Origin of the sequence: Moraxella bovis (genome assembly GCF_025985205.1) — a bacterium.
Lineage (GTDB): Bacteria > Pseudomonadota > Gammaproteobacteria > Pseudomonadales > Moraxellaceae > Moraxella > Moraxella bovis.
Window position 1 is genome coordinate 1,282,113 of the sequence record NZ_CP087840.1, and the last position, 21,863, is coordinate 1,303,975.

The 21,863-nt window shown below is 46.3% G+C and carries 15 protein-coding genes and 4 pseudogenes; 10 read left to right on the forward strand and 9 right to left on the reverse strand.

Going from position 1 to position 21,863, the window contains the following annotated elements:
* Nucleotides 1-4: 4 nt before the first annotated feature.
* The 6 genes and pseudogenes from aroC to LP107_RS06350 form a co-directional block, all read left to right on the forward strand.
* Nucleotides 5-517 (forward strand): annotated as a pseudogene (aroC, locus tag LP107_RS06325) (chorismate synthase); the annotation flags it as partial.
* A gap of 68 nt (nt 518-585) precedes the next feature.
* Nucleotides 586-1,285, forward strand: a protein-coding gene (locus LP107_RS06330) for an IS1 family transposase (RefSeq protein ID WP_228157684.1) whose coding sequence is annotated in 2 segments (ribosomal slippage) — nt 586-932 and nt 931-1,285 — 702 coding nt in all. Because the reading frame shifts where the segments join, the coding sequence is not laid out codon by codon here.
* A 13-nt stretch (nt 1,286-1,298) separates the two neighbouring features.
* A pseudogene (locus LP107_RS06335) lies at nt 1,299-1,857 on the forward strand (chorismate synthase); the annotation flags it as partial.
* A 1-nt stretch (nt 1,858) separates the two neighbouring features.
* Nucleotides 1,859-2,152, forward strand: coding sequence for a SadB/YajI family lipoprotein (locus LP107_RS06340; protein ID WP_112742313.1), 294 nt, complete (start codon nt 1,859-1,861; stop codon nt 2,150-2,152).
* Nucleotides 2,153-2,284 carry a hypothetical protein gene (locus LP107_RS06345; protein WP_264675865.1) on the forward strand — a complete coding sequence of 44 codons (132 nt, stop codon included), beginning with the start codon at nt 2,153-2,155 and terminating at the stop codon, nt 2,282-2,284.
* Nucleotides 2,281-2,400: pseudogene (locus LP107_RS06350) on the forward strand (Cys-tRNA(Pro) deacylase); the annotation flags it as partial. The gene LP107_RS06345 and the pseudogene LP107_RS06350, both read left to right, overlap by 4 nt.
* A 276-nt stretch (nt 2,401-2,676) precedes the next feature.
* Here LP107_RS06350 and LP107_RS06355 read toward each other — a convergent pair.
* From LP107_RS06355 to LP107_RS06365, 3 genes and pseudogenes are all read right to left on the reverse strand, one after another.
* A pseudogene (locus tag LP107_RS06355) lies at nt 2,677-3,504 on the reverse strand (IS630 family transposase); the annotation flags it as partial.
* Between the two features lie 137 nt (nt 3,505-3,641).
* The gene (locus LP107_RS06360) at nt 3,642-5,480 is read right to left on the reverse strand and encodes a phosphoenolpyruvate carboxykinase (GTP) (RefSeq protein ID WP_078274230.1); all 1,839 of its coding nucleotides are present in this window, start codon (nt 5,478-5,480) and stop codon (nt 3,642-3,644) included.
* Nucleotides 5,481-5,659: 179 nt separating this feature from the next.
* Nucleotides 5,660-7,114, reverse strand: a complete 1,455-nt coding sequence (locus LP107_RS06365) for an SLC13 family permease (protein ID WP_078274229.1) — start codon at nt 7,112-7,114, stop codon at nt 5,660-5,662.
* 414 nt (nt 7,115-7,528) lie between these two features.
* Here LP107_RS06365 and xseB point away from each other — a divergent pair, with 414 nt between their 5' ends.
* The 3 genes from xseB (at nt 7,529) to LP107_RS06380 (ending at nt 9,466) form a co-directional block, all read left to right on the forward strand.
* Nucleotides 7,529-7,756, forward strand: coding sequence for an exodeoxyribonuclease VII small subunit (gene xseB / locus LP107_RS06370; protein ID WP_078274228.1), 228 nt, complete (start codon nt 7,529-7,531; stop codon nt 7,754-7,756).
* Between the two features lie 16 nt (nt 7,757-7,772).
* Nucleotides 7,773-8,450, forward strand: a complete 678-nt coding sequence (locus tag LP107_RS06375; RefSeq protein WP_078274227.1) for a TerD family protein — start codon at nt 7,773-7,775, stop codon at nt 8,448-8,450.
* A gap of 314 nt (nt 8,451-8,764) precedes the next feature.
* Nucleotides 8,765-9,466, forward strand: a complete 702-nt coding sequence (locus LP107_RS06380) for an IS1 family transposase (RefSeq protein WP_078275358.1) — start codon at nt 8,765-8,767, stop codon at nt 9,464-9,466.
* A gap of 334 nt (nt 9,467-9,800) precedes the next feature.
* Here LP107_RS06380 and LP107_RS06385 read toward each other — a convergent pair whose 3' ends face one another.
* The 6 genes from LP107_RS06385 to LP107_RS06410 form a co-directional block, all read right to left on the reverse strand.
* On the reverse strand, nt 9,801-10,448 hold the full coding sequence (locus tag LP107_RS06385; protein WP_078274226.1) for an ATP-binding cassette domain-containing protein: 648 nt from the start codon (nt 10,446-10,448) through the stop codon (nt 9,801-9,803).
* A 2-nt stretch (nt 10,449-10,450) separates the two neighbouring features.
* Nucleotides 10,451-11,137, reverse strand: a complete 687-nt coding sequence (modB, locus tag LP107_RS06390) for a molybdate ABC transporter permease subunit (protein ID WP_078274231.1) — start codon at nt 11,135-11,137, stop codon at nt 10,451-10,453.
* Nucleotides 11,138-11,235: 98 nt separating this feature from the next.
* On the reverse strand, nt 11,236-11,985 hold the full coding sequence (gene modA / locus LP107_RS06395) for a molybdate ABC transporter substrate-binding protein (RefSeq protein WP_078274225.1): 750 nt from the start codon (nt 11,983-11,985) through the stop codon (nt 11,236-11,238).
* Nucleotides 11,986-12,103: 118 nt separating this feature from the next.
* On the reverse strand, nt 12,104-12,904 hold the full coding sequence (locus LP107_RS06400) for an RNA methyltransferase (protein ID WP_078274224.1): 801 nt from the start codon (nt 12,902-12,904) through the stop codon (nt 12,104-12,106).
* Between the two features lie 22 nt (nt 12,905-12,926).
* A complete protein-coding gene (gene dnaE, locus LP107_RS06405; RefSeq protein ID WP_078274223.1) occupies nt 12,927-16,721 on the reverse strand; it encodes a DNA polymerase III subunit alpha in 3,795 nt (1,264 codons plus the stop codon).
* A 286-nt stretch (nt 16,722-17,007) separates the two neighbouring features.
* Nucleotides 17,008-17,172, reverse strand: coding sequence for a hypothetical protein (locus LP107_RS06410; protein WP_158079654.1), 165 nt, complete (start codon nt 17,170-17,172; stop codon nt 17,008-17,010).
* A 413-nt stretch (nt 17,173-17,585) separates the two neighbouring features.
* Between LP107_RS06410 and LP107_RS06415 the strand changes: the two genes are divergently transcribed.
* Nucleotides 17,586-21,854, forward strand: a complete 4,269-nt coding sequence (locus tag LP107_RS06415) for an exodeoxyribonuclease V subunit gamma (protein WP_264675864.1) — start codon at nt 17,586-17,588, stop codon at nt 21,852-21,854.
* Nucleotides 21,855-21,863: the final 9 nt, after the last annotated feature.

The following is a 21,863-nucleotide window of genomic DNA, read 5'->3' on the forward strand; positions in this document are numbered from 1 at the left end:
TAATATGGCAGGCAACACAATAGGACAACTTTTCACCATAACCACCTGTGGCGAGTCTCATGGGACGGGACTTATGGCGATTGTGGACGGTGTACCGCCCAATTTGGCGCTGTGCGAGGCGGATCTGCAAGCCGAACTTGACCGCCGTAAACCCGGCACGTCCAAATTCGCCACTCAGCGTAAAGAAGATGACGTGGTGGAGATTGTCTCTGGGGTGTTTGAGGGGCGTACCACAGGCACACCGATTGGACTACTCATTCGCAACACCGACCAAAAATCCAAAGACTATGGCAACATCGCCACGACTTTTCGCCCTAATCATGCTGACTACACATACACGATGAAGTACGGCTTTCGGGATTATCGTGGCGGTGGGCGTTCATCTGCTCGTGAGACTGCCATGCGTGTGGCAGCAGGGGCGATTGCCAAAAAATACTTAAAAGAACGCTTGGGTGTTATCATTCGTGGTCATGTTACCCAAATCGGCACCGAAAAAGCTGAGAAGCTCGATTGGGATATTGGGTATTGTCAAAAACAAATACATAAGTTAAAATAACTCAATACTTTACCATAGAGTAAAAACCAATGAACGAAACATTTGATAGTTGTCCTAAATGTAAGCACAAACACTTTGTCAAAGCAGGTTTTAACAATGGCAGACAACGCTATAAGTGCAAAGGTTGCAATCATTACTTTTCAGTACATAAACCAACGCATCATAAAAGCGAAGCAACCAAGCAAATGGCAATCAATATGTATCTAGAAGGTTTGGGCTTTCGTTCAATTGGTCGCATATTAGGTATTAGTTATGGCACAGTCTATCAATGGGTTAAAAAACTTGGCGAACAACATCAAATCAAACAAGATAGCAATCAAGCGATAGATATCGTTGAGCTTGATGAGATTCATAGCTACACCAAGCATAAAAAACGCTTGCTGGACCCCGCTTGCCATTGACAGAACAACAAAACAAATCTTAGGTTTTGTTTGTGGCAGACGAGACACCAACACCTTTAAACAGCTTTACAATCAATTGAACATCCATAACATTCAACTGTTTTGTAGTGACTACTGGAAATCTTACCTTGAAGTCATTCCAAAATCAAAACATATGACAAGCAAAGCTCAAACTTTTACCATAGAGGGCTATAATAGTCCCATTAGGCATTTCACAGCAAGATTTAGAAGAAAATCAAAATGTTATTCTAAATCCGAGAAAATGATAGAAAACACTTTGAACTTACTGTTTGCTAAGTGGAATGGAACTTTGAATTATGTATTTTAGTTTAACAATGCCGAATATTGTAAACCAAAACCCGTTTTTTTGCGGAGATATTGACGCTATACCACGCTTTGAAAAATTGGTTACGTCTTTGCGTGAACAAGGCACAAGCTGTGGGGCGAAATTAGAGATTTTTGCTGAAAATGCCGATTTTTGACCGCCTAGATGCCGATATTGCCCATGCGATGATGTCTATCAATGCCGTCAAAGGCGTGGAGATTGGCGATGGCTTTGGCGTTGCCGAGCAGTTTGGACATGAAAGCCGAGACGAGTTGACCCCTGAGGGCTTTTGCGCCAATCACGCAGGCGGGATTTTGGGTGGGATTAGTAGCGGGCAGACCATTCGTGTCGCCATTGCCCTAAAACCGACCGCCAGTATCACCACCGCAGGCAAGACAATAAACCTAGACGGCGAGGCGACAGGCGTGATTACCAAAGGTCGTCATGACCCTTGTGTGGGCGTGCGAGCCACACCGATTGCCGAGGCGATGCTTGCCATTGTCCTACTTGACCATTATTTGCGTCATCGTGGGCAAAATGCCGATGTGGTACAACCTTTAAAGCCGATTGAGTAATATGAAAAAATTATCCATTTTATGCCTAGCCCTATTTTTGGCGGCTTGTGATGACCCCAATATCCAACAAACTGCCAAAAACTTAAACCTTGACCAACTTGGCGAGATTGGCACAAAGCTTGTTATAAGTACCGTCAAAATCGAATGCCAAAATCAGCTCAACGCCCAAGAAAACAGCGTGGCGGACTTGGTGTTTACCGCCGAACAAAAGGCGAACATCTGTGGGTGCGTGTCCGATGAGTTAAAAGGCAACTTAACGGCTGAAAAATCGCAAAGTTTTATCAAAGACGGGTAAGTGGATACCAATGCTTTGACAGGCGTGGTGACAGGGGCAATCGCAAAATGCACCGCCCCCACTGCTTCGCCAGCACCCACCAATGCAGATAGCACTCAAACAGAACCTAGCAAGCCAAAACAAGAGCCATGATCCCTGCCATTCGTCTATTAAAAAAGCAAAAAATCGCTCACAGTATTCATGAATACGACCATGACCCAAATAACACCAATTTTGGGTTGGAAGCGTCCGAAAAGTTAGGTTTATCGCCTGTAAATCAAGCCAACAGTCCCATCAGCACCATGACTTTTATCAAACCATTCTAAAATCATCATCAAGCATTGCCCAATGCTTGATTAGTATCTCTTTGCGCATTTGTGCCATTGGTAAATTATCTAATGTCCTCTTCCAAGCATCTCTGGCAATTTGCATTACTTCTATCAGTTGTGGTTTGACACTTCGCCAAGGTACACCCACCAAACCCCAAAATAACACTTCAAACCTTCTTCGATTGTATCAAACTCTGACAAATGACTTCTAAGTCATCTCTTAATCGTTGCCCAAGTTTGCTCTATTGGGTTTAGCTTGGGTGAGTAAGGTGGTAATGGTAAGATGATGTGTTTGTATGGTATGTTATTGATAAGCGCTTGCAAGTGTTTCATTCTGTGAAATCTTGCATTGTCTAAGATGATGATACAAGGCTTGCCTGTTTGTTTGGTGTGATTGTTAAGACAAGGCAGTAGCATTTGTTCAAACCACGTTTCAAACAAAGCACTTGTCATTGTATTGTTGTAGATGAGTGGAGCAATCAGGTTTTTGGCTTTGCCCCCTATTTGTCCTGCCACTAAGGAGACTCGTTGATAGCGTCTGCCACTGACTTTATCATAGGCTCTTTGACCTTTTAGGCTTCTTGCATGAGTACGGTGCAAGTAAGTATCAATGCCTGTCTCATCTATATAGACAAGCTCGTAACCTTGTTTGGACGTAGCTTGTAGTTGTGTTAATTTGTCTTGGAAGTCTTTGACTTTGTTTGGGTCTTGCTCTTTATAAGTTGTGGTCTTTTTTTTAAGAGTAATGTTCATTGCTTTGAGTGCTTTATGGATTGCCATATCACCACACCCAAATACTTCACCAATTTCACGTAGGTATTTGTCAGGATTTGCTTCTACGTAAGCAAGAAGCTCTTTTCTGTCAAATTTTCTGGGTCTGTTGGTGGGTTTTTTACAAGACAAATTGCCTGTTTCTTTAAGTTGTCGTCTCCAACGAAACACGGTGTGTCTTGATACACCAAAAGCTTCTATAACAAGGTCAATGTTCTTGCATTTGTCATCATAAGCCAAGGCTTTTTGTCTGATTTCTAGTGAATAAGCCATATAAGTAGTGATTGGTGAATGGTGATGGAGATATGGGGATAATTGGTGTTGTTTTAAGGTTTGTTGGTTATAACACAATGCAAGCTATAACCAAACAAAAGAACGCCCCAGTTGGAGCGTTCTTTTGTTTGGTCAAATTACATACCGCTTTCTACTGCTTGACGTAGTTTAGCTTGATGGTCGATGAGTGCTTTTGGCATACGCTCGCCCAATTTATCAAACAGCTCTTTGTGGCTATCAAGCTCTTTTAGCCATTCATCTTTGTCTTGATAGGTTACGGTGTTGAAGTTGTCTTTGGTAAAGTCGGAATGAGTCCAGTTTAGGTCTTCGTAAGTCGGTACAAGCCCAATCGGTGTGGCATGAGCATTGGCATTGCCTTCACAGCGGTTGATAATCCATTCTAGCACACGCATATTTTGCCCAAAACCTGGCCATACAAAGTCGCCATTATCATCACGGCGGAACCAGTTTACTTTAAAGATTTTTGGCAGTTGGGTGCCATGCTCTTTGGTGAGTTTTTCTAGCTTTTCGCCCATGTCTAGCCAGTTGGTGAAGTAGTCTGCCATGTTGTAGCCTGCAAATGGGAGCATGGCAAAGGGGTCACGGCGGACAACGCCCTGCTGACCGACCGCAGCAGCGGTGGTTTCGCTGCCCATGGTGGCAGCTTTGTACACGCCATCAATCCAATCGGGGGATTCGGAGATAAGTGGCACGGTGTCGGCACGGCGACCGCCAAAAATAAAGGCAGAGATTGGCACGCCTTCGGGATTTTCCCAGTTGGGGTCAATTGATGGACATTGGCTTGCCGATACGGTAAAGCGGGCATTGGGGTGTGAAGCTTTCTCACTACCGTCATGCTTTTTGCCTTTCCAGTTGATGAGATTGTCAGGCACTTCTTTGGTTTTGCCTTCCCACCATACTTCGCCGTCTTCGGTCATGGCAACGTTGGTGTAGATGACATCACGAGACAAGGACGCCATGCAGTTGGAGTTGGTTTTGGTGTTGGTACCAGGGGCAACGCCAAAGAAACCTGCTTCGGGGTTGATGGCGTACAGTTTACCGTCTTTTGATGGTTTAATCCAAGCGATGTCATCGCCCACGGTTTCTACTTTCCAGCCTTCATAGCCTGCTGGTGGGATAAGCATGGCAAAGTTGGTTTTGCCACAGGCTGATGGGAAAGCGGCTGCCACATAGTGTTTTTTGCCTTCGGGGTTCGTTACGCCTAGGATGAGCATATGTTCGGCAAGCCAGCCCTGCTCACGACCCATGACGGAGGCAATGCGTAGGGCTAGGCATTTTTTGCCAAGTAGGGCGTTACCGCCATAGCCTGAACCAAATGACCAGATTTCACGGGTTTTTGGGTAGTGAACGATGTATTTGTCATCGTTGCAAGGCCATGCCACGTCTTTTCCGTCATCTGCCAAAGGCTTGCCAACAGAGTGTACGCATGGAACAAATTCGCCGTCCGTGCCTAGCACGTCATAGACTGCCTTGCCCATGCGAGCCATTTTACGCATACTTACGACCACATAAGGACTGTCGGTCAGCTCTACGCCAATGTGGGCGATATGGCTACCGAGTGGTCCCATGCTAAATGGCACAACGTACATGGTGCGACCTGCCATACAGCCGTCAAATTTATCATTCAAGATGGCACGCATCTCATTTGGGTCTTTCCAGTTGTTGGTTGCCCCTGCATCAATCTGTTTTTCGCTACAAATAAATGTGCGGTTTTCGACACGAGCCACATCAGACGGGTCAGAAAAAGCCAAATAAGAATCAGGGTGTTTTTCTTGGTTTAGCTTGACCATGGTACCATTGTCAATCATCAGATTGATAAGGCGGTCGTATTCTTCTTGTGAGCCGTCGCACCACTCAATACGAGCAGGTTTGGTGAGTTTGGCGATGTCGGCAACCCAATCAATGATGGCTTGATGGCGGACAAAATTAGGGGTGTTTAGGGCGATTGCGGTCATGGGAATCTCGCTTAAAAATGGATCTGTGATAGAGCTATTTATCAGCAGAATTAAAAAATTTCAGCATTAAACCATATTTTGCCATAAATTGTAAGTTTTATTTTTTTAAAAAATGAATTTATTTCTAAAAAAAATGAACATGTCATCACGACATGTTCATTTTACGAGTTAATATGGGATTATCTTAGGAAGAAGAATGCCCATATTGTGACGATGGCGATCGATACCAAGTTTAGGATAAGGCCAACGTTCATCATCTCTTTTTGTTTGATATAGCCTGTCCCCATGACGATGGCATTGGGTGGGGTGGCAACAGGTAGCATAAAGGCACAAGAGGCACCGATACCTATGACCATGATTAAGGCTTCGGGTGGCAGTCCAAGCTGCACACCAATCGGAGCAAATAGTGGCACAAGCAGTGCAGCAGAGGCGGTGTTTGAGGTAAACTCGGTCAAGAAAATGATGAATGCTGTGATGACCAAGATAACCACAAATATCGGGGCAACAGACAAGGCACCAGCGATTTGTTCGCCAAGCAAGGCAGAGGCACCCGATTCTTTCATGATATTGGATAGGGCAATACCGCCACCAAAGAGCATGAGTACGCCCCAGTCGGTGTTATCAGACACTTGTTTCCAGCTAACCAAACCACAGGTAAGCACCGCAACTGCTGCTGATAGAGCGATGACGGTGTCGGGGGATTTAAAGGCGAACATCTCGCCAAGCTGTTTGCCAAAAATCCATGAAATGGCAGTGACCACAAATATGATAACAGTCAAAATGCGTGATACCGTCCACGGAATGACTTCATCGGTCATGACCACGGTTTGTTTGAGATTGGGTTTTAAAAAGATATACATCGCCCCGAGCAAGGCAGGGAGCATGACAAGCATCATGGGTACACCAAATTTCATCCATTCAATAAAGCTTAAATCCAGTGCTTTGGCGGCAATTCCGTTGGGTGGGGAGCCGATCATTGTCCCTAGACCGCCGATGCTGGCACAGTAAGCAATCCCCAGCAGGACAAATAAAAAGGTAGAGCGGTCTTTTTCTTTGTCAATCTGCCCCAACAGTCCCAATGCCAATGGCAACATCATGGCGGCGGTGGCGGTATTACTAATCCACATCGATAACATGGCGGTGGCAAAAAAGATGTAGAACACCGCCAAACCTAGCTTGCCCCCTGCCAGTTTGACCAAGCCAAAAGCGATTTTTCGGTCAAGTTTTTGTACGTGCAACGTGGCTGCAAGGGCAAAACCGCCAAAGAACACAAAGATGATGGGGTCGGCAAAACTTGCCAAAGCTTTTTTAGTGTCAAATTCAGGCACACCAATCAACACCGCAAGAATCGGCACTAAGATGGCGGTGGCGGTGACGTGGATGGCTTCGGTCAGCCATAAAGTGCCGATAAAGACAAGTATCGCTAAGCCTTTATTGACGTCAGTGCCAAACGGCATGACGTGATATAATATGATGGAGACGATGGCAGTGACGGCAAAAATAATCATGCCTTTGATGGCGTCTTTGGTAATGACACCCGATGGCGTTTCTTGATTGTCGCCAGCTGTAAAATCAGTATCTAAGGTCAGCTCTGGAACGTGTTCATGGGAGCTTGGTTTGTTTGGGTCAGTCATGATTTTCCTTTTTCATAAATACAATATCATTATTTGAAAACTCAATCATTGAAAATATCAAGCAATGAATATCATGCATAAAAATACCAAAATCAACTCGGTGTGTCTATATAAAATGCTTTGATTTATTCAAAGCAAGCGACCGAGCTGACATTGGCAGTAGTGACCGATGATGTGACTCACACATACATACAAATTCTATTGTATAATAACAGAATTGTAACTATTTAAAAATAGTTTGTTGATTTGTTTTTAAAAAACAGTGCACCCAACTTGCCTACTTGACCTGCTTGACAAATGTATTTTGCAACAAAAATACTTACAATAAAGGCAGAGAGCTTGATAAAATCCACTTGCTTGATAAGAAATGATTAGGTAAAATGGGACTTTTATTTAAAATTAACTGAGAGTAATATGTCCCAGAAGAGCAGTGATACCGCATCTTTGACAACTTTTAAAGAAGCCTACGAAATTTTAAAGCATAATGCTGACTCATTAGAACAAAGTCAGGTGTTAGACATTGACAACCTAGTGAGCGTGGTAGAGCAATCCATTGATGCTTATAAAGTCTGTCAAGAACGCATTAATGCTGTAGAACTGGCATTAAAACATGCCTTTGATGAGACTGCCTTAAAAAACTAACCCATTGACCAAATTTATGACTGATTTTAACCAACACAAAGATATGGGCAATTTGTCCTTAAAAACCTTTTTTGAATCTAAGACTCTGACTGAGCTTGGTGTGTATGGACAGACTTTGACGGTGTCCGTCAATTATGAAGCCTGCCGATTTGAAAAAACAGGGCTGCTTGCCTTTGTCAGAAAAATACCCTTATTAAAGGGGCTAACTCCATTTCGCTCGCCCACGCTTGACATGGACATAGATCTGTCCTGTGTGGTGCTAGATGGCTCACATCAAGTGCTAGATAAGATTTGGTATGCCAAGGTGCGGGGACTTGATGAGAGTGTGCGTCACGTTGGGTCACTGGTGGGAGCAAATAATTTTGAAGAAACGCTCATGCCCCAAGAGTTGATTCACGTCAAACTAAGCGAGTTGCCCAAGATGGCACAAAAGCTCGTGTTTGTCATGTCAAGTTATCATAAACATCCGCTTTGTCATGCCAAAAAAGGCATTACAAAAATCAGTGATGACGACAGCATCATTCATGCCTGTGAGCTGGCAACAATCACCGCAGGCGAGCATGCCGTTGTGGCGTGGGTGATGGAGCGTGATGGTGATGATTTTAGGATATCTGCCCCACAAAAAGGTCTTGGTAACTCATTTGACCCTGCCAAGCTAAACGATGAGTTGGATAGATTGGCAGGTGGCTTTTAACGGACTTTTGCAAGAACCCAATCACAATCAAAAGATGCTACAATAAACCAAACCGCCACCAACCAAATCATTCAACAGGACAAAAGCCCATCCAAGTAACATCATGCGAGAACAATTTAAACACATACGTCCATTACTAGGGTGTGCCTACCATTGATAACATTTTTATAAAATACGATAAAATTTAAAGCTTTTATCAATTTTTGCATGAAAAATAGCTATCTGACCACTTAAATTTAAAGGCAGTGGTTCAAAAAGTATGCTGTAACAAAAACTAAAAAGACAACTTAACCAAACAGTGGTAATTTACGGTTATGAAGACGACAATTACCATTACTTGCCCAAGTTGCCTATGTCATAGTATAAAGAAAAATGGCGTAAAAAGCTATGGCAAACAAAATTATTTTTGTAAAAATTGCCACAGACAGTTTGTCCAACAGTCAGAACTAAGCTACAAGGGCTGTTATTCGCACATAGACAACAAAATACGCTTAATGCTTGCTCGTGGGTGTAGCATTGCAGATATTGTGGTAATTGAACAAGTGAGCAAAGCAAAGGTGCTAAGTGTACTCACAAACAGCAACCACAAAATCAAACCCAAACAACAACATTACGACACCTTAGAAGTGGATGAGTTTTGGACTTATGTTGGTAACAAGAAAAACAAAGTTTGGCTCATCTATGCTTATGACAAAGGCACAGGTGAGATTGTTGCTTTTGTGTGGGGCAAACGAAACCTTGCTACTGCCAAAAAACTCAAAATACAACTTACCCAACTAGGCATTACTTTCAACAAAATTGCTTGTGATGATTGGGATAGCTTTTTAACTGCCTTTAAGCACTCTTTAAAACAAGTTGGTAAACGCTTTACTGTGGGTATTGAAGGCAATAACACCAGACTGAGAACCTTCGTCAGGCGAGCATTTAGGAGAACTTGCTGTTTTTCTAAAAAGCTAGAAAACCATTTCAAAGCATTTGAGTTGGTGTTTCATTATATTAACTATGGTTGGGTTTAGCATACTTTTTAGACCAGAGCCAATTTAAAAAGTTGGCTCTGGTTCAAAAAGTATGCTACAAAGAAAACCGTTCGTGGCGAGCTTGGGAAACCTAACGTTTTTCCTACCCGCAGGCAGGCTCAGGGCGAACGGAAAACCTAGTTCAGCATACTTTTTTGGACTACTATCAAAAAGTTAAGTTAAAATCTTAAAATTTATCCAGTTAAGTGGTCGGATTGTTTTTCATAATAAAAACTTGTCTGATAGAAAACTCACAACCTTAAGTTTTTTCCTTGAAAAACGTGCGATTCCCCTGCTTTTTTAAACAGGTATTTTTCATTGAAGATACCAAAGTTCAACACGCCCTACTCACCCGATACACACTCGATGTCAAAAATTCAATCTCTTGTATGTCATGACTGATGTAAAGTATGGGAATGTTCATCGCTTTGATGTCTTGAAAAAATGGCAAAATTTCTTGTTTGTGTTCGCTATCTAGGGCGGACAGCGGTTCGTCCATGAGTAGTAGGTTGGGAGAGTATAGCAACGCTCGCCCGAGTGCCACTCGCTGTTTTTCCCCGCCTGAGAGTTTGGCGGGCAGACGTTTGGTTAGATGCCCCAGTTTTAATAGACTGATGATGTCATCAGGATGGAAACGACGGGCGGACTTATCACGGTGTTGATAGCCGAACAGCAGGTTATCCATCACGCTCTTGTGGGGGAGCAGTTGCCCATCTTGGAATACCAAACCGACCAGTCGGTCTTGTATGGGTAAATTGATGTTGGCTTGTTTGTCGAACCATGTCAGGCCATTGACTCTGATGTGTCCTGATGTGGGCGTGATAATCCCTGCAAAGGCATGTAGGATGCTGGTCTTGCCCGTACCGCTCGCCCCAAACAGTCCGACGATGTTGTCATTAAAACAAAAATTTGGCGATAGGGTGATTTTGCCTAGTTTTACAGTGACATCACAATCAAAGGTGGATTTGTCATGCGTATTCATTGCTACACCTTTTGTTTTTGCTGACGATGATACCACTGCGAGAAAAACAACGCTACAAATGCCACGCCGACCGAGAACGCCATCAGTCGCATGATGGCAACATCGCCATCAGCCTGTTGTAGTAAGCTATACATGGCAAGGGGTAGGGTGCGTGTCTCGCCTGCGACGTTGCCCACGAACGTGATGGTCGCCCCAAACTCGCCCAAACTGCGACAAAATCCCAAAATCGCCCCAACGACGATACCGCTTGCCGATAAAGGCAGGGTCACTTTAAAAAACGTACCAATCCTGCTAGCCCCCAGACTTTTGGCGACCCATTCTAGGCGTGTATCAACCATCTCAAAGGCAAGGCGTGACGACTGCACCATCAAAGGAAAACCCATCACCGCACTGGCAAGCACCGCCCCTTTCCAGTTAAAGGCAAATTCTAGCCCCAAACTGCTCAAATGCTTGCCAATCACACCTTGATTACCAAATAGAACAAGCAGTACATAACCAGGGACGACAGGCGGTAGGACAAGGGGGAGATATACCAAGGTCTCAACAAGCGATTTGCCCCAAAACTGTGAGCGTGCCAAAAAATAACCCATCATGATGGCAGGGATGAGATTGATGAGCAGGCAGGATAGGGCGATTTTAACCGATAAGCTGATGACTTCAAGCTCGTCGGGGCTAAGTGATAATAGCATGGCAAATGATGATGGCAATGATGGCAATGATGGCGACATTATAAAGTAAAATAGGCAATCTGGCTAATGCCCATTTGTAAGTGGTGTTCAATTATGATTTATTTTAACGGGGTAAATCCATGCTTTTTAAAAACTGCTTTGGCGTCGTTGGATTGTAAAAACTGATAAAATCGCTTGGCATTGTTGTTATTAGGATGGACAAGCCCTGCAGGGTAAATGATGGGCGTGTGACTGTTAGTGGGAAAAGTCGCCACGGTTTTTACCGCTTGGGTACTGATGGCATCAGTGGCATACACGATACCAAGTGGACACTCGCCACGGGCGACGAAATTTAAGGCGACTCGCACGTCTTCGGTCTCGACCAGTCTTGGTCTGATACTCTGCCACCACGTCATGTGCGTGAGTGCTTCTTTGGTGTATTTGCCGACGGGGACGCTGGTGGTATTGCCTGTGCAGAGTTTGCCTGTAAAACTACCACTAATATTAAAATTTTGGCTCATCGTGACTTTGATGGGGTTTTTGACAGGGCTGATTATTACCAAGCGATTGCCCAGCAAATGCGTGGTGTTGGCAGGGCTGATGAGATTTTTTCTATTAAGATAAGTCATCCATGCTACGTCTGCTGAGATAAATACGTCCGCCTTGCCACCTTGTTCTATCTGCTTGGCGAGCGTGCCTGATGATGCATAAGAAGTCTTTACTTTGGTACGGTATTTTTTCTCATACATTTTGTTAAGCTCGCCCATGACATCGGTCAGGCTGGCTGCTGCATAGACGGTCACGTCAGCATGGGCGACAGGTAAGTTTAGCATGAGTGTGGACAATAGGGGCAGGGTCAAAGATTTCATAAAGGACACCAAAACAACCATTAAAAATTGACATAAGTTAAGAAAAAGCAAGATGACATGATTGTATAACAAAATCACATCCTAACCCATTATCCAAAAGTGGTAATCTGTTTAATATTTAGCCAATCTTTTTATCAATCTTTGCCAATAACGCTCGCAGTAGGGCGTATTCTTTTTGGTCAAGTTGCAGGCGAGAAGATAGGCGTGATAAGCGTTTGGGTAGGTCTTTTAGCTCATCATCTCGGGCGAGATTGAGCTTGATGAGCAGGCTTGTGATGGCGTCATCAAGCCCCATCTTTTGGGCGTGGGTGATGGCAGGCTCATCCCATTCGGTGCGATGATGGATGTCAAGATGGTGTTTGAGATTGTGCTGATTATAATGGGTGTCATCTTTGGTTTTGTCGCTGTTTTGCTCATCAAAATAAGCATAAAGTGTGCTTGTGATGACTTGCACGGCACTTGCCACATTAAGCACAGGATAGGCAGGGTTGGCAGGGATTTGTACATGATAATCCGCCAGTGCCAGCTCGTCATTGGTCAGCCCCCTGTCTTCACGCCCAAAGACCAAGGCGATGGTTGCATTGGGGTTTTTAGCCAAAAAATCATGGCATAGCACCGCACACTTGTTTGGTGTGATGACAGGCTTGGGCAGATGGCGAGTGCGTGCCGATGCCATGACAATCAAGGCATGTGGCGATAGGGCGGTCTCGATGGTGTCAGCGATGATGGCGTTGTCTAGGACGGACGTGCCACCGGCGGCATTGGCGTGACTGGTCTCATCAATCGGCAGGCGGGGGGCGACCACGGTCAAATGGGACAGTCCCATGGTGTGCATGGCACGAGCTGCTGAGCCGATATTGGCAGGCAGGGTTGTATTAACCATGATGGTGTGAATGCGGTTTAGGGAGGTGTTTGGCATGTCAATTCAACTAAATCAGGGCTTATTTCACCATCAAATCCGACCCAAAGGCATGTCTTAGGCGGTTTAGGTTGTTATCAGATGGATACAGGCGAAAGCGGTCATTCGTCAGCACTTTACAAATACTGCATTCATCGTACAGATACAGCGACACAGGCAGACAGCCGTCGGGGGTGTTGCCATTTGCGTCAATGATGGCTCCCCCGTCTTCGGTCGTTGTCTGGGATTTGATGAATCCAGCAATCTCATCAGGGTTAGGCGGGACGTTCTCTTTTAGCAGACTGGTCAGTACCGACAGTCGCTCGGTGTCGTGGCTGTGTAGTTTGACGTGCAAGCCGTCCAACGATTTTATGCGAGACTCGATGATGTTCTTACCCCCTTGCAGGCGAGCGAACAACCGTCCGTCATTTTCGCTGACACTAATGCGAGCGATGAGAATCACGCCGTTTAGGTTGTTTAGCTGTTCCCAGTCTTTTTTGTCAATCTTTGCCAATGTCTGCATGTTTAGGCGTTTGGGGTTGAAGTTTTTGTCTTCTTTGGCAAGATGGGCGTATTTTTGGCTTAGGACGGTATTTAAGCTAATGTTGCTTTCAAGCAGGGGTGAGATACGTTGGTATTTGTCCATATAACAGCTAAGCTCCAAGCGACAACTGCCGTCATCTAAGGTGATGGCGACACGGTTGCCAAAGTTTGCCACGTCTATCACCAGTCCTGCGACCAAGGCAAATTTGCCATAGCCTGTCTCAGATACTTCGCTTAGGTTTTTGACGTTGGTATAACAGGGCAACTCATCACGATAAGCGTCCATGGGATGACCTGTCAGATACAGTCCCAACGTGTCTTTCTCGCCACGCAGGCGAGTTTGGTCGCCCCAGATGATGTCAGGCAAGGGCGGAGCGACAGACAGACCTTCGTCCACTTCGGCAAATAAGTCAAATGTACCTGCTTCGCTGTTTAGTCGGTTTTGGTGAGCCACTTCCATGGCTTGGGGCAGTTGCTCCCAAAGTCCGCCACGGATTTGGTAGGATAAGTTTTTGCCATGAATGTCAAGCAGTTCGGGACGTAGCACGCCTGCTAGGTCATCAAAACAGCCGGCATTGATGAGAGCTTCTAAGGCACGTTTGCCGACTTTTTTGGTGTCCACACGGTTACAAAAATCGTATAAATCCTTAAAAGCCCCTTCGCTTCTTGCCTTGACGATACTGGCAACCGCGTCTTCGCCCACGCCTTTGACTGCTCCTAGCCCATAGATGATGGTTTTAGGGTCACGAGCGACGAAGTGAAATTGGCTGTGATTGACCGATGGTGGCAGCACTTCTAGGTCAAAGTTATCCTTGCAGTCGCTGATTAAAAAGACCACGGTATCGGTGTCATCCATCTCCGATGTCAGTACCGCCGCCATGAACTCAGCAGGGTAGTAATGTTTTAGATAAGCGGTTTGGTAGGCAAGCACGCCATAGGCTGCCGAGTGCGATTTGTTAAAGCCATAGCCTGCAAATTTCTCTACAAGCTCAAAAATCTTAATGGCAAGCTTGCCATCCACGCCAAGCCCGATAGCCCCTTCTTCAAATATCGACCGCTGAGCTGCCATCTCTTCGGGCTTTTTCTTGCCCATGGCACGCCTTAGCATGTCCGCTCCGCCTAGGGTGTAGCCTGCTAGGGTCTGGGCGATTTGCATGACCTGCTCTTGATAGACGATGACCCCATAAGTCGACTCTAAGGCAGGTTTTAGCCAGTCGTGCTGATATTGGGGGTCAGGGTAGGCGACTTCTTGTATGCCGTGCTTGCGGTCGATAAAGTCCGACACCATCCCCGTCTCCAAAGGACCGGGGCGGTACAAGGCACACATGGCGATGACGTCTTCGATGTTGGATGGTTTTAACTGTTTTAGGTATTTTTTCATGCCCGAGCTTTCAAGCTGGAACACCGCCGTGGTGTTGCCATTTTGTAGGACATGCTCATACACCGCCGTGTCATCTAAGGGCAACTCATCTAGGTCAATGGGGTCTTTGCCTTCTCTGGCAAGGCGTTCATCGATGTTGTTAATGGCGGATTTGATGACGGTCAAGTTTCTAAGTCCCAAAAAGTCAAACTTCACCAGTCCGACTGCTTCTACGTCGTCTTTGTCGTACTGACTGACAAAATGCCCTTCATCATCGGCATAAATGGCACTAAAATCACTGATACGATTCGGGGCGATGAGTACGCCCCCTGCGTGCTTACCGACGTTACGGGTCATGCCTTCAAGTTTCTGTGCCATCTCCCAAATCTCAACCGCCTGTTCGTGGTCTTGGGTATCGGCATTGGTGAGCAAATCTTTTAATAAAGGCTCTTCTTTAACCGCGTCTTCAAGCGAGATACCGGGGGTTTTGGGGATGAGTTTGGAGATTTTATCGGCAAGACCGTATGATTTGCCCTGTACCCGTGCCACGTCTCGCACCACAGCCCTTGCCGCCATCGTACCGAAGGTGATGATTTGTGAGACCGCCATTCGCCCATAAGTATCGGCAACATAAGCGATGACACGGTCTCGCCCTTCGATGCAAAAGTCCACATCAAAGTCAGGCATGCTGACACGTTCAGGGTTTAGAAATCTCTCAAAGAGCAAATCATACCGCAAGGGGTCTAAGTCGGTGATGTTTAGGCTATACGCCACCAGTGAGCCTGCCCCCGAACCACGCCCCGGCCCTACAGGCACGCCATTTTCTTTTGCCCAGCGGATGAAGTCCATCACGATGAGAAAGTAGCCCGGAAAGCCCATTTTTAAGATGATGTCCACTTCAAATTCAAGGCGTTCATCATAAGGCTTTCGCACATCCGCCCAGCTCTCATCTCGGCTCTCGGGTGGATAGAGCTTGTCTAATCGTCTGTTTAACCCATCTTCGGATGTTTTGCGGAAAAACTCTTCTTCGGTCATGCCTTCGGGTATGGGAAAGGCGGGCAAAAAGTTTTTGCCAAGGGTGAGCGTGACGTTACAGCGAGAGGCGAGCAGGGCGGTGTTTTCGATGACTTGGGGGATGTCAGCAAACAAAGCACTCATCTCGCTTTGGGTTTTAAAATACTGCAACTCACTATAAATGCGGGGGCGTGTGGTGTCCGCCAGTACATAGCCACTGGCGATACACACACGAGCTTCGTGAGCGTCAAAGTCAGTACTGGCGGTGTCTTCTTTGCCTTGACTGCGAACACTGGCATTCATAAAACGCACGTCATTATGAGCGATGATAGGCACGCCAAATCTCGCCCCTGCCATGATGATGTCACGGTTTAGGTCGTCATCATGGACGTGGGTGCGTTTGACCGCCAGATACAGACGGTCGCCAAAGGCTTGTTGCCATGTGCTTATCGCATTCATCCCCCCACGCAAGGCGGACGTTATCTCTGAGCGGTGCGTGAGTATGGCGATAATCCCTGCGTTTTTGGCAGGGTCGAACAAATCTTGCTTTAACACAATGGGCGTGCTGACCGTCACTTTGCCGTTCTCACCCATGGGTCGGTTGGTGTAGCTGTCTGAGACTAGACGTAGAATGTTTTGGTAGCCGTCGTTGTTCATGGCGTAGAGTATGACGCTAAAACTCTCATGCTCGGCGGTCGCACTAAAATCATCGCCCGTGATGACTTCCGTGCCAAGCAAGGGCTTGATACCAGCACCAATGCAGGCTTTATAAAACTTGACTAGGGCAAAGATGTTTTTAAAATCGGCAATGCCCAAGGCGGTCTGTCCGTCATCCACGGCACGTTTGACCAACTCTTTGATTTTGACGATAGAATCAACAATGGCGTATTCGGTACGCACGCCCAAATGCACAAATGACATAAATTCGCTCTGTTTTAATTTTTAAAAATGGGTTTGGGAAAATAATTGGCAAAATAAAAGGTTATTGACTATATAGATGATTTTTAAAATTTAAACAGTTTTTAAAATTTTCATGTTTAAAATGAGTCGTGTTTATTCATGGTATTTTGGTAAATTTGCTAGGAAAAATATATTTACAAAGATGACTGATTGATTTTAAAAAAATTGTCATAAAGCAAACCGCCATTTTTCCCGACAAATCCATTTAATTTAACTTAACATATCATTCATTTAAAACACCAACACATCACAACGCCACAGGTATGGGGTTAATCTCTTGGCTGTTTTGATAAAATCCCACGCCTAGCGACATCACAAACAGCAACACAAACACCGCCAAGACACCCAGCACGGCTTTTTTAAGATAAGGATAGCATTTGGAGTAGGCGTGTTTGAGGTCGGATTTTTTCATCATATTAATCAATGGGTTGGGGGTTTGTTTTAATACACCCAAAAAACTTCAAAATTAACACAAACGCAATGATGTTTGGATGTAGGGGCGTGCTGAACACGCCTATATAGTCTGCCAAATTTGAAATAATACTGTGTCAAACTCGCTCGTAGTACTACTTGTACAACTTCGCTCGTTTTCCTTGTCTTATTTCAAATTTGTTTGACTATAACGATGACAACATTAAAGGATGTGTGGGGCTAATCTCTACAAACCCGTGGTAAATATCAGGTTTGTTAGGTATAAACTTATCAATGATTGCTAAATGGGGTTATTATAACATGGAAAATTTACCAAAATCACGGTAAAATTAAGGAAATTTTTCGGGGTCATCCCAGTCATCATCTTATCATCAATACCGAGCCGATTTGTCCATGTTTCATATCATCCAGTCCAATAACACCGACCGTCTTGTGGGTCATTTGATTGATTTTTATCAAAAAAATAACGCAGAAGATGACCTTGCTCATCTGATTTTTACCCCGTTCACCGTCATCGTGCCGTCTATGGTGTTGGGCGACTGGCTGACCAAGACCGTGGCGAGCCGTGTGGGCATCAGCACGCTGTTTACCGCCCAGTTTTGGGGTAAATACCAGTGGGACATGATGAAAACGGTGTTGGAGCTAGACGCACAGGCATACCCCCATGACGCTATGTCCGTGCCAGAAGTGGCGGTTTTGTCGGCGTCCATCATGCGTTGGCGAATTTTTGGCTTTGTGATGAGTGAGTTTGAAAAAAATAACCGACTGCTTGACGATACGGCTCATCCACTGTATTTTTTGACAAAACCTTTGTATGATGACGATACAGACACTCTGCCCGAGACTCGGCTGTGGCAGGCGTGCGATGAGTTATCACGCCTATATGTGCGGTATCTGACCCATCGCCCCGAGTGGCTCCGTGACTGGGCAAATGGCGTGTCGCTTAACGATACCGTCAAGCAGATGATGAGCGAGAAAGAACGACTGGACAAAGCCTTTGGGGCGATACAGCCGAGCGATGACAATGATAATGATAAATCCGATGACAAATCTGATAAAGCCAATGCCAGCTACATGCCTGAGTGGCTCGTAGAACATTATCTGGATTTGGAGCGACTGCTTGGCTATCTGTGGCAACAGCTTTTTGGCGAGACGTATCGTTATCGCTTGGCATTAGAAGAGCGTTTTTGGCAGGTGCTGTCAGGCAAGCGAGACGGCACGGCTAACAATACCAATCATGCCGACCATACCAAGGGCGAATCATTGTCCATGCGTGCCATACAGGCTTTGCCCAAAGCTCTGTACCTGTTCACCGTACAACAAATCCCCAAAGTGGAGCTTGATTTTTTAAAACAGCTGTCTTTGTATCTGGATGTGGTGCTCCTCCACTTTAACCCATCGATGATGTTTTGGGCGGACATCGTGGACAGACAATGGCTTAAAACCCAGCAAATCATCCGTCCGCATATGGTCTATCTTAAAGACTACGGGCATGGGCTGTTATCACGACTGGGCAAAGAGTCCCGAGACACCTTTGCCATGCTTGCCGACTTATCGGGGGGCGACAGTCATGCCATGTGGCAAGTGCGTTGGCAGGATGATTTTGATGAGTCCGTGCCCAAGAGTGGAACACTGCCAAACCTGCTACAAAGCTTAAAGGCAGACATTCTCATGCTAAACCATGACAAGAACGTCCATGAGCAGGCAGGCGGACAAGTCGTGGCCACCTTGCTTGATGATGAGCTGTTTGCCCATGATGATATGGCAGATGATACGCTCATGCAAAAAGTCCGCCCCAAGACACCACTTGGGCTAGACATCGGGGCGGACATGGGCAGTCTGTCCATACACGCCTGCCACAGCCTAAAACGCCAATTGGAGCTGTCTCGGCTCATGATAGCCAAATATCTTAACGACAACCCAGAGCGAAGCCTTGCCGATGTGGTCGTGCTACTGCCTGACATTATCAGTAGCGAAGACATCATTCGCTCGGTGTTCCCTGACGGACGGGGGGCGGACGGGCTGACCTTGCCCATCAAAATCACAGGTACGCCCGATAAGAGCATCGATGAGCTGATGGGGGCTATCATGGGATTTTACACTCTGCTTGGTGAACCGACCAGTCGGTTTTATGCCGATGAAGTCTATGAATGGCTACTGACCCCTGCGTTATATGAGAGCTTTGGGCTGTCGTTTGATGAGATGAGACGGGGTGTGGAGCTACTAAGGCAGGCAGGGTTTAGACGGGGTTTTGATGAAAGGCACTTATCGGCGACGTTGCACGCTGATGACAGCGATTATCGCTATACGTTTAGCCATGCCTTAGACCGTTTGGTGTTAGGGCTATTGACTCCAACCAAAACCCCAAGCCGTGCCTTACATCCCTTTGTGTGGCGTGCAGGGGCGTTTGGTGAAGCAAGCCTACCGCTCATGGGTGTAAGTCTGGGCGACGAGCCTGTGATTCATGCCTTGACCGACATCCATGCGGGGCTATCTGCCAACCGCCAACAGCTCACCGCCGTGGACAGCGTGGAGCGACTTTTGAACCACATTGAGCATGATGTCATCAACCGCTACTTTGGGCATTGGCATGACAGCGTTGCCATGCGGGCGATTTTTAATACCAAAAACGCCATGATGAGTAGCCTGCGAGCGAACCGCTATTATCATCGCCATCTGACCGTGGGACAGGAGCAGGTCGGCAGTGTAGCAAGTACTGATGAGATTCGCCTGTCGATGAAGTTCGTGTTGGAGAGCCTATCTGAGACGGTCAAGGCACAGGCGATTAGTGCCGAGCCATCAGAAGTCATTACCTTTGCTCGCTTTGGGGCGGTGCGGAGTATTCCTTTTGGCATGACGGTCATGCTGGACATGAATTTGGCGTCCTTTCCACGCCAAGACAGGGCGGTGCGACTCGATTTGATGCGTGCCGGAGTGCGACGACTGGGCGACCGCTATAACGAAGATGATAATAATGGGGCGTTTTTGGATGCCTTGCTATGCACCAAAGATGCGTGTGTGATTTTTTATCAAGGGCTAAGCAGTGACGGCAAAACCAAGCTGTTGCCTGCGTCTGTTGTCGGCGAGCTGATAGAATTTTTAAAAACCGAAGCCCAGTGGCGGGCTGACGGCATGGATGATTGGCAAACAGGTGCAGGGATAGAGACAGATGACATGGATGATGACATTACCACACTCATCAATCAGCTCATGCCTGCCCTAGTCGAAGATTATCTCATCACTTACCATAGCCCGACATTCTTTGACAAGGCGGTGTATTATCATGATGATCATCAGATGCCTTCTACTGATGACGTGGCAGGACAGCTCAAAGCACACCTAATGGCGAGACTGACCGCCCTAAAACACCGCCAAAAACAAGCCCTGCCTCCGCCACAGCTGTGGCAGGACATCCGCCACACCCTAGACAGCCCAGTTGCCACACCACAGCCATCATCGCTCATTATGGATAGCACGGCAGTACAAAAGCTGGCAGACTGGCTTGGGCAGTCTTTGGCTTGTTCAGATGATAAGGCACTTGCCTGCCACATCAAGGCGATGTGCGAGCATTATGAGCTGACTTTGCCGACACACATGCAGGCAGGCGAGCTTATCGGTCGTTTTAAAAACCTAAGCAAAACCTACTTACATGACAAAGTCAAGATTGACAAAGAACGCACTCCTGATGAGCAAAACGAGCCGTTGAGCTTAGACTCATTGGCCAATTATCACATGAATGAGCTGTTCATCCGTGGGGCACAGTTTGGGCTGTTTGACACGCAGACGGGCGATGAGTCATTTCGGCAGGTGCTAGATGCCATGAGCAGGGCAAGCGACCATCGCCATAATGACGCCATCTTTGCCATGCAGTCGCTGTATTATGGCGACCGACTGCCAGCAGGGCAGTTACGCTTATCCACGCCTGATGAGTATTTTACCGAGCTCAAAGACGACCTTGTCGAGTTTGGCAACACCCTAGATACGCTCAGACAGGATGAGCGTTATGCCATGGCATTAGGTGCGATGGGCGGTCTGCTAAGCACTACTTCTGAGCAAAGTGTCCCGCTCATCTGTGATGACATCCACATTGACATCACCGTCAGTCTGCCGACCGATGACTCATCTGGCACACCTGACTCATCTTGGCGAACCATCTTACCAAACTCTGCCCGAGCTGAGCATTTATTCCGTTTTTTTGTTCATCATCTGTTATGGCAGATGACGGGCGATGATGATAAATTTAGCCTGTGGCAATACCGCAAGGCAGGTGGGGACACTCATCTGACGGGGCGGACATTTGCCATCGGGAGCATTGACACACGCATCGCCAAAGCCCATATCCTAAACCTAATCGTATTTGCACAGCTTGCCAAACGTGAGCTGATTGTCATGACGCACCGAGACGCCTTGGTATACATCGCCCACAGTCAGACAGATGATGCAAAAATCACGCCTAAGCTGTTTGAAAAATGGACAGGAAAACCCAGCAATAATGATGATAGGATTTACGAAACCGACAGTCGCCATGAGACATGGCAGTTGGCATTACAAGGGGCTGACCCCTACAAAGCCTTGACGACATATCTGCCCTTAGCGTTGCCACTGTATCAGCTGATGTTTGGCTCGCTAATTGCCATTGACAAATTAAATGAAAAAAAGTGATAAGGATAA

Bases quoted from the DNA above. Each gene is read 5' to 3' on its own strand.
- LP107_RS06375 (WP_078274227.1), top strand. From the start codon at position 7,773: ATGACTGATTTTAACCAACACAAAGATATGGGCAATTTGTCCTTAAAA.
- LP107_RS06380 (WP_078275358.1), top strand. From the start codon at position 8,765: ATGAAGACGACAATTACCATTACTTGCCCAAGTTGCCTATGTCATAGT.
- LP107_RS06410 (WP_158079654.1), bottom strand. From the start codon at position 17,172: ATGAAAAAATCCGACCTCAAACACGCCTACTCCAAATGCTATCCTTAT.
- LP107_RS06365 (WP_078274229.1), bottom strand. From the start codon at position 7,114: ATGACTGACCCAAACAAACCAAGCTCCCATGAACACGTTCCAGAGCTG.
- LP107_RS06400 (WP_078274224.1), bottom strand. From the start codon at position 12,904: ATGCCAAACACCTCCCTAAACCGCATTCACACCATCATGGTTAATACA.
- modB (WP_078274231.1), bottom strand. From the start codon at position 11,137: ATGCTATTATCACTTAGCCCCGACGAGCTTGAAGTCATCAGCTTATCG.
- modA (WP_078274225.1), bottom strand. From the start codon at position 11,985: ATGAAATCTTTGACCCTGCCCCTATTGTCCACACTCATGCTAAACTTA.
- LP107_RS06385 (WP_078274226.1), bottom strand. From the start codon at position 10,448: ATGAATACGCATGACAAATCCACCTTTGATTGTGATGTCACTGTAAAA.
- LP107_RS06415 (WP_264675864.1), top strand. From the start codon at position 17,586: ATGTTTCATATCATCCAGTCCAATAACACCGACCGTCTTGTGGGTCAT.
- xseB (WP_078274228.1), top strand. From the start codon at position 7,529: ATGTCCCAGAAGAGCAGTGATACCGCATCTTTGACAACTTTTAAAGAA.
- LP107_RS06360 (WP_078274230.1), bottom strand. From the start codon at position 5,480: ATGACCGCAATCGCCCTAAACACCCCTAATTTTGTCCGCCATCAAGCC.
- LP107_RS06340 (WP_112742313.1), top strand. From the start codon at position 1,859: ATGAAAAAATTATCCATTTTATGCCTAGCCCTATTTTTGGCGGCTTGT.
- dnaE (WP_078274223.1), bottom strand. From the start codon at position 16,721: ATGTCATTTGTGCATTTGGGCGTGCGTACCGAATACGCCATTGTTGAT.